The organism is Candidatus Thioglobus autotrophicus (assembly GCF_001293165.1).
In the GTDB taxonomy this organism is placed as follows: Bacteria; Pseudomonadota; Gammaproteobacteria; order PS1; family Pseudothioglobaceae; genus Thioglobus_A; species Thioglobus_A autotrophicus.
The window spans coordinates 1,133,012-1,145,401 of sequence record NZ_CP010552.1; the positions used below are offsets into that span (position 1 = coordinate 1,133,012).

Annotated in this window: 13 protein-coding genes and 1 other RNA gene; 5 read left to right on the plus strand and 9 right to left on the minus strand. The window is 40.0% G+C overall.

Annotation, left to right across the window (positions count from 1 at the left end; all coding sequences use genetic code 11):
* Positions 1–8: 8 nt before the first annotated feature.
* Positions 9–1,115, plus strand: coding sequence for a tRNA guanosine(34) transglycosylase Tgt (tgt, locus tag SP60_RS06125; protein WP_053951781.1), 1,107 nt, complete (start codon positions 9–11; stop codon positions 1,113–1,115).
* A complete protein-coding gene (locus tag SP60_RS06130; protein WP_053951782.1) occupies positions 1,115–1,480 on the plus strand; it encodes a hypothetical protein in 366 nt (121 codons plus the stop codon). The genes tgt and SP60_RS06130 overlap by 1 nt, the downstream gene beginning before the upstream one ends.
* On the opposite strand, the gene mrdA is transcribed toward SP60_RS06130, so the two are convergent.
* From mrdA to SP60_RS06150, 4 genes are read right to left on the minus strand one after another with little or no spacing between them, the layout of a single operon-like run.
* Positions 1,457–3,307: a penicillin-binding protein 2 gene (gene mrdA / locus SP60_RS06135; protein WP_053951783.1), complete on the minus strand. Its 1,851-nt coding sequence runs from the start codon at positions 3,305–3,307 to the stop codon at positions 1,457–1,459. The genes SP60_RS06130 and mrdA overlap by 24 nt on opposite strands.
* Before the next feature lie 2 nt (positions 3,308–3,309).
* Positions 3,310–3,780 (minus strand): rod shape-determining protein MreD, encoded by a 471-nt coding sequence (mreD, locus tag SP60_RS06140; protein ID WP_053951784.1) that lies wholly within the window; start codon positions 3,778–3,780, stop codon positions 3,310–3,312.
* On the minus strand, positions 3,777–4,574 hold the full coding sequence (gene mreC / locus SP60_RS06145; protein WP_053951785.1) for a rod shape-determining protein MreC: 798 nt from the start codon (positions 4,572–4,574) through the stop codon (positions 3,777–3,779). Before mreC ends, mreD begins: the two co-directional genes overlap by 4 nt.
* Positions 4,575–4,606: 32 nt before the next feature.
* Positions 4,607–5,638, minus strand: coding sequence for a rod shape-determining protein (locus tag SP60_RS06150; protein ID WP_053951786.1), 1,032 nt, complete (start codon positions 5,636–5,638; stop codon positions 4,607–4,609).
* 90 nt (positions 5,639–5,728) lie between these two features.
* Between SP60_RS06150 and SP60_RS06155 the strand changes: the two genes are divergently transcribed.
* The 3 genes from SP60_RS06155 to SP60_RS06160 all read left to right on the plus strand — a co-directional run bounded on the left by SP60_RS06155 (position 5,729) and on the right by SP60_RS06160 (position 8,079).
* Positions 5,729–7,219, plus strand: a complete 1,491-nt coding sequence (locus SP60_RS06155; protein WP_053951787.1) for a fumarate hydratase — start codon at positions 5,729–5,731, stop codon at positions 7,217–7,219.
* A gap of 79 nt (positions 7,220–7,298) precedes the next feature.
* An RNA gene (gene rnpB / locus SP60_RS08195) (RNase P RNA component class A) lies at positions 7,299–7,642 on the plus strand.
* Positions 7,643–7,806: 164 nt separating this feature from the next.
* Positions 7,807–8,079 carry a hypothetical protein gene (locus tag SP60_RS06160; RefSeq protein ID WP_053951788.1) on the plus strand — a complete coding sequence of 91 codons (273 nt, stop codon included), beginning with the start codon at positions 7,807–7,809 and terminating at the stop codon, positions 8,077–8,079.
* Here SP60_RS06160 and SP60_RS06165 read toward each other — a convergent pair.
* The 5 genes from SP60_RS06165 to SP60_RS08425 are packed head-to-tail and all read right to left on the minus strand — an operon-like array spanning position 8,066 to position 12,376.
* The gene (locus tag SP60_RS06165; protein ID WP_053951789.1) at positions 8,066–9,361 is read right to left on the minus strand and encodes a TRAP transporter large permease; all 1,296 of its coding nucleotides are present in this window, start codon (positions 9,359–9,361) and stop codon (positions 8,066–8,068) included. The genes SP60_RS06160 and SP60_RS06165 overlap by 14 nt on opposite strands.
* A complete protein-coding gene (locus SP60_RS06170) occupies positions 9,358–9,783 on the minus strand; it encodes a TRAP transporter small permease subunit (RefSeq protein WP_233487243.1) in 426 nt (141 codons plus the stop codon). Before SP60_RS06170 ends, SP60_RS06165 begins: the two co-directional genes overlap by 4 nt.
* A 52-nt stretch (positions 9,784–9,835) precedes the next feature.
* Positions 9,836–10,939 (minus strand): TRAP transporter substrate-binding protein, encoded by a 1,104-nt coding sequence (locus tag SP60_RS06175; RefSeq protein ID WP_082319653.1) that lies wholly within the window; start codon positions 10,937–10,939, stop codon positions 9,836–9,838.
* An 18-nt stretch (positions 10,940–10,957) separates the two neighbouring features.
* On the minus strand, positions 10,958–11,746 hold the full coding sequence (gene prmC, locus SP60_RS08420; protein ID WP_053951791.1) for a peptide chain release factor N(5)-glutamine methyltransferase: 789 nt from the start codon (positions 11,744–11,746) through the stop codon (positions 10,958–10,960).
* Between the two features lie 3 nt (positions 11,747–11,749).
* Positions 11,750–12,376 carry a rhodanese-like domain-containing protein gene (locus SP60_RS08425; protein WP_053951792.1) on the minus strand — a complete coding sequence of 209 codons (627 nt, stop codon included), beginning with the start codon at positions 12,374–12,376 and terminating at the stop codon, positions 11,750–11,752.
* Positions 12,377–12,390 lie beyond the last annotated feature (14 nt).

The following is a 12,390-nucleotide window of genomic DNA, read 5'->3' on the forward strand; positions in this document are numbered from 1 at the left end:
TTATAAATATGAAATTTGAATTAAAGCATACACATAATAGCGCCAGACGCGGAAAAATGATCTTTGAGCGTGGTGAAGTTGAGACGCCCGCCTTTATGCCAGTAGGAACTTATGGAACGGTCAAAGCAATGACCCCAGAAGAGGTAAGTGGTTTGGGTGCTCAAATTATTCTAGGCAATACCTTTCATTTGGCAATTACCCCGGGCACTGAAGTGATTGAAGCGCACGGTGATTTGCATGATTTTATGCATTGGCAGGGTCCAATATTGACAGATTCTGGCGGCTTTCAGGTATTTAGTCTGGGCGCTATGCGTAAGATTAGCGAGCAGGGAGTGGATTTTAGATCGCCAAAAAATGGCGATAAAATCTTTATGGGACCTGAAGAATCCATGCAAATTCAAAAAAAGCTTGGATCTGATATTGTCATGATTTTTGATGAATGTACACCTTATCCTGCTGATAAGGCAACAGCAGATCAGTCGATGCAATTGTCACTTCGTTGGGCTAAGCGCTCAAAAGATGAACATCAGAAGTTAGATAATAAAAATGCTTTATTTGGTATCGTGCAAGGCGGCATGCATGAAGATTTGCGCAGTGAATCTACTAAAGGCTTGATTGATATTGGCTTTGATGGTTATGCGATTGGTGGTTTGAGTGTTGGCGAACCTAAAGAGGAAATGATGAGAGTATTGGATTATTTACCCGAGCAATTACCTGATAACAAGCCACGATATTTAATGGGCGTGGGCACGCCAAGTGATTTGGTGGAAGCGGTTGAACGCGGAATTGATATGTTTGACTGTGTAATGCCAACTCGAAATGCTAGAAATGGCTATTTATTTACCTCAGCAGGTATTGTTAAGATTCGTAACGCTCAATATAAGCTTGATGTGAGTAAGCTAGACGAGCGCTGTGGTTGTTACACTTGCCAGAATTACACCAAGTCATACTTACATCATTTACAACGAAAAAATGAAATCTTAAGTGCTAGACTAAATACCACACATAACTTGTATTATTATCAAGATTTAATGGCGCAGATGCGTCAAGCAATCGAAGAAGATAGTTTTGCTGAATTTAAGCAAAATTTTTACCAATTGCAAAATCAAATCTAATGAGTCAAAATCTATTATTTTTTGTCGATGAAGGTGGGTTTGAAGACTTTACCCCATTATTTATTGAGCAAGGGTTTTCGGTGGATTTTGAAGACTCTCAGCGTAAAGCAAACAAACTCGCCAAGAAAAACACTTATCAAGTGTTGGTGGCAGAGTTTAGCCATAATCCAGAGTTTCGGGATCGGGTTAGTAATATCGAATCTCTGCTAGCAACTTTAGAGGGTAGCTCCCCGCAAGCCAAAATTGTTATTTTGTACGATGAGATGAATCAGCCACAATTAGATCAGCTTAAAGCACGCTACCGTATGGATGCAACTTTAAAATTTCCAATCAATAAAGATTTATTGTGCCAATTCATTGTCTAAGTGTTTATTAAAATAAACATCTAGAACTTGGCGTGCCAGAGGGGCAGCTTTTGAGCTGCCACTACCGGCGTTTTCAACGACTACTGCGATGGCTATTTGTGGATTTTCAATCGGTGCAAAGCCTGTAAATAGAGCATGATCTCTCAGCTTTTCTTCCAGTTTTTCTGCAATATAAACCTCCTCTGCATCTAGGCCAAATACTTGGGCAGTGCCTGTTTTTCCAGCTAGTGTATAGCCAAGCTTGTTGTTTAATCTTCTGGCCGTGCCTTTAGGTGAGTAGATTACTTGGCGCATGCCATCAATAACAGTTTCCCAATTTTTAATATCATGAATGGGTATCTGCCTACCTACTGCTTTTTTAACCTCAGTGATTGATTGCCCAAGTAGTTGTGTATTTTTTAATAAGATGGGTTTGAGTAGTTGGCCTTTATTGGCTAAAGCAGCGGTAGCAACAGCTAATTGTAAGGGGCTGGAGGTCATAAAGCCTTGGCCAATGCCCGTGTTAAGGGTTTCACCCTTATACCAAGGCTCGTTTTTATTAATTTTTTTCCAAGACTTAGAAGGCAAGATCCCGCCTTGTTCTCCGGGGATATCAATGCCAGTTTTTTGGCCAAAATTAAAAAGATTTAAGCCGTTATGCAAATTGTCGATACCCATCTTATTGGCTAAATCGTAGAAAAATACATCATTTGATCGGGCGATAGCATCCGTAACATTAACGCGACCATGGCCATTTCTATCCCAATTATGAAACTTGCGCTTGACGCCAGGTAGCTGATAGTAGCCTCTGTCAAATACGCTAGATTGATTATCAATTGTACCTTGCTCTAGCCCAGCAAGTGCCACCATGGGCTTGATAGTGGAGGCAGGCGGGTACAAGCCTTGAACGGTTCGATTAAGCTGGGGTATGTCGCTTGAAGATTGCAGTGAATTGTAATTTGCATGAGAGATGCCATTGACAAACCAATTGGGATTGTAGATAGGTGTACTGACCAAAGCCAGCACTTCACCATTTCTAGTATCAATCGCGACAATAGCGCCACGCTTGCCTTTGAGTAATTCTTCAGCCTTTTTTTGCATGTCTAAATCTAGACTAAGGTATAGGTTTTGTCCAGCAATAGCGGGCGTTATAATTTGCGTATCAATCACCCGGCCACTGACATTACGCTCTATTTGTTTCAATCCTGTCTGCCCATGCAACAACGATTCATATTGTTTTTCAATACCTACTTTACCAACAAACAAAGTCCCAGAATAATTACGCTTGTCGTATAAAGCTTTATCTTTTTTACTCATCCTGGAAACATATCCAAGTGCATGAACGCTAGAAGCATTATGGGGATAAACGCGATGAAAGTAAGGTTCGATATCAACCCCAGGGAATTGATTGCTAACTAAAAATTTGGCAACCTGTTGCTCGCTTAAATTTAGCTTAACAGGAATGTTGTGAAACTTCCGAAAACGCTTTCTATTTTTGTAATACAGTTGAATGTCTTCTTGATCAATAAAACCTTGCTTTTCCAGGCCGATTAAAGTTTTGCTAATATTGCCAACCTTTTCAGGTGTGAGTGTTAGCTGGTAAGTGAGTTTATTGGTGGCCAGTATTTGGCCATTGCGATCAAAAATCTTGCCCCGGCTTGGAATGATAGGCAAGGTTCGCATTTGGTTTCCTAATGACTCTTCTTGGTAGTACTCATGGTGAACAACTTGAAGGTTGTAAATTCGCACTAATAGTAGCAAGGTTAACAGAAAGATGAAAACCAAAGCGAGCTTTAGTCGGGACGACAATAGCGTATTTTCTAGCTGAGTATTGCTAATGCTATCCACAGTTACTGATGTCTACATTTGGCCAGAAAAAATCGAACCACAGGCCAAATAAGCGCACTGGTGAGCGGTGCTAAGAGTAGGTAATAGTTATCAGTCAAGCCGTGAATGAGTGCGTGTGTGAGAAAGAAAAAAGCCAAATAAATACTACTAGATAAAAACACATAAACTTGTTGAGTACTTAGGTTGGATACGTAAAAAGATTGTTTGACATTATTGATAAAAATACTAGCCATGATGAGTGCCAACGCATTTTGACCTAAAAGATCCCCTTGTAAAATATCTAGTAAAACGCCCAATATGAGAGCGATAAATAGACTACCTTTAACTGGAAAATTAACCAGCCAATAGCTGTAAAGTAGTAGCATCCAAAAAGGCGAGCTATCTAGAATAGCCTCATTAAAAGGAAGAGCACTCAGGATGAATGCGAATAGCGTTATTTTGAATAAAAACAGATAAGGGCGCTGAATATTCATAAAGCATCCAAAATAATAACAAATTCCAAATCATAGATTTGTTGCATAGGTTCAAGCGTGACATGCATAAAAGACTCATTTTTACGCTGTTCTACGTCTGTCACTCGACCCACAGGATAGCCATTTGGAAATTTAGAGCCTAGGGCACTGCTAACAAAAATATCGTCGATTTTAATATCCGATTCTGGCTCAATAAATCTAACCAGTAGTTGGTGTTTATCTTCCGCTATACCTTGACTCATACCTTGAACGCCATTACGAACATTTTTAATTGGTATGTATTGGGTTGGATCACTAACAATTAAGATGCTAGCATTCGTTGACGTAGTTTGTGTAATTTGTCCGAGTACCCCGTTAGCACCCAAAGCCACTTGACCCACTTTAAGATTGTCATTTCCCCCTTTATTAATGACAATTTGTTTTTTTAATCGAGAGCGACTGACGCTTTCAATACGAGCAACAGTAAAGCTAGCTTGTTGTAAGCCGTAGCTGGATTCTAGCAGTGTGTTTAGTTTTTTGTTTTCGAGTGCCAGTGCGTCTCTATGCTGCAGTTTAACTTTAAGTTTGAGTAGTTCATTATTCAAACTTTGATTGTCATTCAGGAGTTGTTCTTTAGACGTACCCTGCTCGTTAATCCAAGTATAGAGTTTCTCAGGTAGGCTAACTACCATATAAATGGGCGAAATAAGCGTGGCAACACTTTGTCTTAGATTATTTAGATAGGAAAACTTATAATCAAAAATAATTAAAAAAATGGCAATCGTAATAGGGGTAAAAATTTTAAGAAAGTTCATTTTCCCCTAGCCTAAATTGAGTGTTGGTCGTTTTATTCAGCTGCCAAAAAGCCCATATTATGTTTGCTGATCATGTCTAGTGCAACACCACCACCGCGAGCAACACAGGTTAGCGGATCGTCAGCAATGCGAACAGGCAGATTGGTTTCTTGGTTGATTAATTTATCAAGTCCGTCTAGTAGTGCACCACCACCCGTTAGCACTAAGCCGTTTTCAGCAATGTCTGAGCTAAGCTCTGGTGGTGTTTTTTCCAATGCCGTTCTAACAGAGCTAACAATGGTTTTAAGTGGCTCTTGTAGCGCTTCAAGGATTTCAGAATTGGTAATCTCGAAACTAACAGGGATTCCTTTGGCAACATCTCTACCTCTAAACTCAATTTTTTTAACCACGTTGGTTTTAAATGCAGATCCTACCTCTTCTTTGATTTGCTCCGCTGTTGCTGGGCCAATGATAATGCCGTGCTCTCGACGTACAAACTTGACAATGGTGTCATCAAAGACATCACCACCAACACGTAAAGAGTCAGAATAAACAATACCATTAAGTGACATAATAGCGATTTCAGTAGTACCACCACCAATATCGATCACCATAGCACCCGATGCTTCCTCAATCGCCATACCAGCGCCGAGTGCCGCTGCCATAGGCTCTTCAATAAGATATACATCACGCGCACCCGCACCAACTGCACTTTCTTTAATCGCGCGACGCTCAACCTGAGTAGCGCCACAAGGAACACAAATTAGTACTTTAGGGCTTGGTGAGAAAAATCCAGAGCGTAATACTTTACGAATAAAGTGTTGTAGCATTTTTTCAGTCACTTTAAAATCAGCAATCACGCCGTCTTTCATCGGGCGAATAGCTTCAATTGATCCAGGCGTTCTACCCAACATGCTTTTAGCATCTTGACCTACTGCAATCACAGTGGCTTCCATTGAGCCTCTATCTTGGCGAATTGCCACAACTGAAGGCTCGTTTAAAACAATCTGGCCATCCATATAAATAAGTGTATTGGCAGTACCCAAATCAATTGAAAGACTTTGTGCCTTGAAAAAATCAAACATAAAAATTCCTGATTAATTATTAGTGAAATAAAGAGATATAATACTATAAATCATTGGTAAAAATACAACAATCCTAAAGGTGGTAAAAATATGAAAATTCAGCAAAAACATGTGATTGAGAGCATCTTTAATGCCTTGCAATATATTTCTTATTACCATTCGCCTGATTTTATTCAAGCCATGGCAAAAGCCTACGAAAAAGAAACGCATGATACTGCTAAAAACGCCATTGCACAGATTCTGATCAACTCAAAAATGGCCGCCCTGGGGAAAAGACCTTTGTGTCAAGATACTGGTATTGTTAATGTATTTGTTGAAGTGGGTATGGATGTAACTTGGGAGGCAGAGCTTTCCTTGGATGAAATGATTAACGAAGGCGTAAGACAGGCCTTTACGTTCGATAAAAATCCATTGCGTGCCTCGATTGTTAAAGACCCTTTGTTTTCAAGAGAAAACACTAAGGATAATACTCCGGCTGTTATTCATTCAAAAGTGGTAAAGGGCGATCAGCTCAATTTTATTGTTGCTGCCAAAGGCTGCGGTTCTGAAAATAAAGCAAAATTCGCCATTCTTAATCCTTCTGCCAGTGTGGCTGATTGGGTGCTTGATATGATTCCAACTATGGGCGCAGGCTGGTGCCCACCTGGGATTATTGGTATTGGTGTGGGCGGCACCGCAGAAAAAGCCATGCTCATGGCTAAAGAAAGCTTGTTAGATCCTATTGATATTACGGATATTGCTCAAAAAACCAACCCCACTAACCTTGAAAAACTCCGCTTAGAATTGCTAGAAAAGATTAATAATTTAGGAATTGGCGCTCAAGGTTTGGGCGGATTAACAACTGTACTGGATGTTAAGATTAAAGATTACCCAACACACGCTGCCTCACAAGCAGTTGCCATGATTCCTAATTGCGCTGCCACGCGGCATTTGCATTTTTCTATGGACGGCTCAGGCGTGGCAAAGTTGCCAACAGTTGATATGAGTATTTATCCTCAGTTAGAAATGGATTATTCAAAATATAAACACGTTGATTTGAATGCGCTAACGCGAGAGCAAATGAATGATTGGAAGATTGGCGATACTTTGTTATTAACAGGTACGATTATCACCGGTCGTGATGCAGCGCATGCACGCCTGAAAAAAATGCTAGACAATGGCGAAGGCTTGCCAAAAGGTGTTGATTTTGATAATAAGTTTATTTATTATGTGGGTCCAGTAGACGCTGTGGGCGATGAAATCATTGGCCCTGCAGGGCCAACAACAGCCACCCGTATGGATAGATATACCGATATGATGCTTGATAATACCAATATTTTAGGCATGATCGGCAAGGCTGAGCGCGGTGAAAAAACGGCCAAAAGTATCAAAAAGCATAAGTCTAGCTATTTGATTGCTGTTGGCGGGGCGGCGTATTTGATTTCTAAATCTATCAAGAAGGCTGAAAAAATTGCCTTTGCAGACATGGGTATGGAAGCAATTTACGAATTTGAAGTAGAGAATATGCCAGTTACAGTTGCAGTCGATAGCCAAGGTAAGAATATTCATGACATTTTTCAAACGATTCAAAATCTTAAATAGCCCTTAATTTTCTCAAACTTTGTTCGTAAATTTTGAGTGAGTGTAACCATGATAATACTAAGCTAGTATAATAAGCCTCGAAGTTGGTCGGATGGTCGCTGGTAGGTTTGCTTATCAGAGGAAAGTCCGGGCTCCATAGAGCAAAGTGCTAGCTAACAGCTAGGTAGGGTGACCTAATGGAAAGTGCTGCAGAGATTTAAACCGCCTGTTTCGGCAGGTAAGGGTGAGAAGGTGCGGTAAGAGCGCACCGCGCGGAAGGCAACAACCGTGGCAAGGTAAACCCCACTTGGAGCAAGCTCAAATAGGCTACCATTGATGCGGCTCGCATAAGGTAGCGGGTAGAGTGCTAAAGGGTATTGGTGACAATGCGCGTAGATGAATGACTATCTATTACAGAACCCGGCTTATAGACTAACTTCTTACTTCTTCTTTTTTCTTTCTACTTTGTTAAGTTTTAAGAAAATACTCAATCACATGGTTTTATCCATGTTCAGTCTTATTTTTTAATACTTGCCTCGCATAAAGTAAAAAATAATTGTAATAAGCTAATTATTGAAATTCCTATTTAATTGTTGTAGAATGAAACAATGAGCAGATTTCAAAAAATCTTATTAATGGTGTTGCTAGTCTTGTCGGTGAGTGTGTCGGCTGATAAAGCTATATTCTATTCTGATGACAAGGTTACAATTTATACGGATAACACCGTTGTACAAACTGGCAAAACCACTGCGCCGATATTTGCAGCTTCGAGCACTTGGGTGGAAGAAGATTATTTTACTCAGCAAGAAAAATATTGCGAAGTGGATTCTGTTTACAAAGGTAAGTTAAAAATACTTTCGCAAGGTTTTAAAAACCGCTAAATCCATACCAACTTGGAAAGACGATTAAGCTAATTAAAACACTCACTTGTATAATAATAAAAGGCATAACCCCTTTGTAAATATCCGTAGTTTTAATAGAGGCTGGTGCAACACCTTTGAGATAGAACAGACTAAAGCCAAATGGTGGCGTAAGAAAAGAGGCCTGTAAATTCATCGCAATCAAAATTGCAAACCACTCCATGTCAATACCAAGAGATAAAGCGATTGGGTAGAAAATCGGCACAATAATGAGTGATATTTCAATAAAATCAATAAAGAATCCCAGGATAAGGATGATCAGCATTGAGATTAAAATAAAACTCATTTCTTTAGCAGGCAAGCCCATGATGAATGCTTCAAGCACGGTATCACCACCTGTATAAGTAAACACCATGGAAAATGCTGTTGCGCCGACTAAAATAGCAAATACCATTGAAGTAACTTTAACAGTTTCAATGCTGGCCTCGCGCACCATATTCCAGTTAAGTCGCCTATAGGCTAATGCTAAAAACAAAGAGCCAACCGCACCAATAGAGGCAGATTCAGTCGGTGTAGCAATACCACTAAAGATAGAGCCTAGCACGGCAATAATCAAAGCGAGAGGTGGAATAACAGCTTTGGCTACTAGCCAGTATTTTGCACCACTTGATAGATGGCTGTTCTTGTTAGAAGAAGCGGGCGCAGCTTCTTTGTCTAAATGCGAAATGATTAGTACATACAAGATATAACTACCCACCAGGACTAATGACGGCATAACCGCACTGCGGAAAAGGTCACCAACAGGCACCCCTAAAACATCCGCCAAAATAATTAATACAATAGAAGGTGGAATAATTTGCCCCAAGGTTCCTGAAGCGCAAATAACCCCCGTTGACAGTGTTTTTTTATAATTATGCTTAAGCATAACTGGCAGTGAGATAACGCCCATGGCGATAACACTTGCACCAACTACGCCAGTAGAGGCAGCGAGCAAAGAGCCTACTAAGATAGTTGAAACTGCCAACCCACCTCGCATACCACCAAATAAATCTCCCATAGCTTCAAGCAATTGTTCAGCCAATTTGGTTTTTTGTAGAACAATACCCATAAAGATAAACAAAGGTACTGCCATTAAAATGGTGTTTTGCATCACACTCATAATGCGATAAGGCATAAACCCAAATAGATTAACACCTTCAGTGAGTGTGCCAAAAATAACTGCTACACCAGCAAAGGTAAAGGCGACTGGAAAGCCTATCATTAACAGCATTAAGGTAACACCAAACATGATTAATCCAATCATTGTTTTAATACCTTGTAGTTATCTTTGGCAAATAAAGTGCCTGAAATAATCACTAGAATAAAGCTAATGGGAATAATGCTTTTAATGATAAATCGGTGGGTTAATCCGCCAGGATCACCACTTTGTTCGTTAATTGTGTAAGCACCATAAGCAAAATCAAGTCCATAATAAGTAATTAAAAGACTAATGGGTAGGATAAAAATAACAAAGCCGATAAGGTTGATTAGGGCTTGTTTTTTTGGTAATAGGTTGGCATAAAAAATATCGACTCGTACATGCGCATCAGTTTGTAATGTGTATGAAATTCCGAGTAAAAAAAGCGAAGAAAATAGGTGCCATTCCATTTCCTGCAAAGCGATAGATGAATTATTGAAGGCGTAGCGAAGTACAACATCAATAAAGACATTAAAGATAGTTAGCAATAAAAGCCCGATGGTTAGATTTTCTAACCATCGGGTATAGATTGATCGAATTTTAATTGCCTAAAGCATTAAGATAAGATTGATCAGAAATTGCAGTCCAAGCACGTGCTTTCGCTAAATAAGCCTGCTGAGAGTCAATAATTTCTTTAGCAACTGGATCTGATTTAGCGCGCTCTTCTAGTAGTTCAGTATTAGCCTGCTTCAAAGCATCAAAGACGGGTTTAGGGAATGTCTTAACCTGGATATTTGGATAATCCTTTTTCATAGTTGCCCAGTTTTTTGCACTAGCGTATTCTGAATGTGCGTACATATCATAAGCGGCAAGCTCCATAGCATTCGTTAAAATATCTTGCAAGTCTTTTGGTAGTGAGTTTAATTTTTTCAAATTAATCAAGAATTGCAATTCTGTTGCTGGTTCGTGCCAACCCGTGTAGTAATACGGAGCAACTTTATGAAAGCCCATGCGTAAATCTAGCGACGGACCCACCCATTCTAGCGCATCAATCGTACCGCGATCAAGTGCTGTGTAGAGCTCACCCGCTGGAATGTTGGTAGGTTTGGCACCTACTTTGGCCATTACATCACCCGCAAATCCAGGGATGCGCATCTTTAAACCTTGAAGATCTTCAACTGTGTTGATTTCTTTTTTAAACCAGCCACCCATTTGGTTGCCTGTATTACCGCCAATAATAGACTTCATGCCGTGTTTGGCATAGACTTTGTCCATAAGTTCCTGACCGCCACCATATGCAAACCAAGCGTGCTGTTCAGAAGCCGTCATACCAAATGGCATGGTGGTAAAGTACAATGTATTCGCATCTTTGCCTTTCCAGTAGTATGAGGCTGAATGGCCTAAATCATATTGACCAGATTTTACAAAATCAAAAATACCTAGTGCTGATTTATGCTTGTTCTTTGAATCGATTCTAATCGCTAAACGCCCGCCAGACATATCATGAGCGAGCTGTGCAAATTTTTTGGTAGCATCGCCAAAAACAGGGAAGTTGCTAGGCCAAGTTTCGGCCAACGTTAAGGTGTAGACCTTATTATCTTGTTTTGCTTCAGTTGCTTTGTCGTCTCCATCAAACCAGCCAGCGTTTGCATTGGTTATGGTGACAAGTGCAACTGCTGTAAATAATTGCATTAATTTTTTCATCGTCTCTCCTCGTTGAGATTAATTTTTAACCTGTGCCAAAACAGCACGGTCTTTGGAATTATAGTCCTTGAAAGTCTGAATGTGGGTAAAATTTTCTGTTAATAATTCAACAATTCTAGCTTGTTGATCGTGGCCATGTTCAAGTAGTAAAAAGCCATTATTTTCAAGATGATTAGGCGCTTGATTAATAATAATTCTAATATCATCCAAGCCATCTTTTCCTGCTGTGAGCGCACTAATTGGCTCGAAACTCAAATCGTCAAGATAGCTGTCATTTTCTTCAATATAAGGTGGATTAGAAATAATCAAATCAAATGTCTGGTCAGCTACAGGCTCAAACCAACCGCCTTGTAAAAATTCAATCTGAGTGGTGGCGTTGGATTTTGCCACCTCAAGCGCTTGAGCTGAGTAGTCAGTTGCGCTCACTTGCCAGTGCGGGTTTTTATCTGCCAAAGTAATGGCAATAATGCCACTACCTGTGCCCAAGTCTAATACCTTTAAGTCTTGATTTGAATAAGGAAGTTCTAGAGCAATATCAATCAACAGCTCGGTTTCTGGGCGTGGAATAAGGGTATCAGGCGTCACTTTAAAATCCAAATGATAAAAGCCACGATTACCACTTAAATACGCAAAAGGCATGCCTTTCTGTCTTTTTAGAATAAAGCTTTCTAGGCGAGATTTTTCACCCAAGCTGAGCTGGTAATGGTTGTTTGAAATAAGCTCGGTACCACTTTTTTCCAGCACCAAAGATAAAAGTGGTGCAATATCAATCGCACCACTTTTAAGGTAGTCTTGGACGGTTTTCAAGGTTTATAGCTTGACAGTCGTCAACCCTAGAGATTTCCAGTTTTGCATGCCACCACGGAAATATTTAATTTTAGCAGCTGGGTAGCCGTAGCTAAGTAGCGCTTTGACCGCCGCAGGCGTTTGTCCACACCAAATACCGTTGCAATACATCACCAAGGTTTTGGCGTAAGTAAAGTCAAACACATCATCTACTTGCACACCAAGCTGATCTTCCATGATCTCTAGCGCTTTATCTTTTTTCTTGAATTTGGTATATGGAATATTAACTGCAGTCGGTATGCCACCTGAAATCGTTACCCAGTTTGGAGTGCGAGTATCGATCACCATGATTGAATCATCACCAGAAGATTTTTGTTTGACATAATTAATCATATCAAGCTCACCAATAGTTTCAACCAAGTTCGGTGCAAACGGGTTCATGGGTTGGATTTTCCCACGTGCAGTTTTTAGGTAAAAATCAGAAATTTCATTATCCTGATCTTGATCACGCTGTAGTTTGACAGTTTTGTCATTATGCATAACCTCAATCGAAACTACTCCCGGAGACATAAACACTTGTTTGGTTTTTTCGCCTTCGGCACTGGCCATAAGCGGTAGTGTACTTATTAATAAAATTGCTAATTTATTCATTTCTTTCTCCTCTT

Excerpts from the sequence above, each read along its gene's own strand:
- tgt (WP_053951781.1), top strand. The coding sequence starts at position 9 with ATGAAATTTGAATTAAAGCATACACATAATAGCGCCAGACGCGGAAAA.
- SP60_RS06130 (WP_053951782.1), top strand. The coding sequence starts at position 1,115 with ATGAGTCAAAATCTATTATTTTTTGTCGATGAAGGTGGGTTTGAAGAC.
- mreD (WP_053951784.1), bottom strand. The coding sequence starts at position 3,780 with ATGAATATTCAGCGCCCTTATCTGTTTTTATTCAAAATAACGCTATTC.
- mreC (WP_053951785.1), bottom strand. The coding sequence starts at position 4,574 with ATGAACTTTCTTAAAATTTTTACCCCTATTACGATTGCCATTTTTTTA.
- SP60_RS06150 (WP_053951786.1), bottom strand. The coding sequence starts at position 5,638 with ATGTTTGATTTTTTCAAGGCACAAAGTCTTTCAATTGATTTGGGTACT.
- SP60_RS06155 (WP_053951787.1), top strand. The coding sequence starts at position 5,729 with ATGAAAATTCAGCAAAAACATGTGATTGAGAGCATCTTTAATGCCTTG.
- SP60_RS06160 (WP_053951788.1), top strand. The coding sequence starts at position 7,807 with ATGAGCAGATTTCAAAAAATCTTATTAATGGTGTTGCTAGTCTTGTCG.
- SP60_RS06165 (WP_053951789.1), bottom strand. The coding sequence starts at position 9,361 with ATGATTGGATTAATCATGTTTGGTGTTACCTTAATGCTGTTAATGATA.
- SP60_RS06175 (WP_082319653.1), bottom strand. The coding sequence starts at position 10,939 with ATGAAAAAATTAATGCAATTATTTACAGCAGTTGCACTTGTCACCATA.
- SP60_RS08425 (WP_053951792.1), bottom strand. The coding sequence starts at position 12,376 with ATGAATAAATTAGCAATTTTATTAATAAGTACACTACCGCTTATGGCC.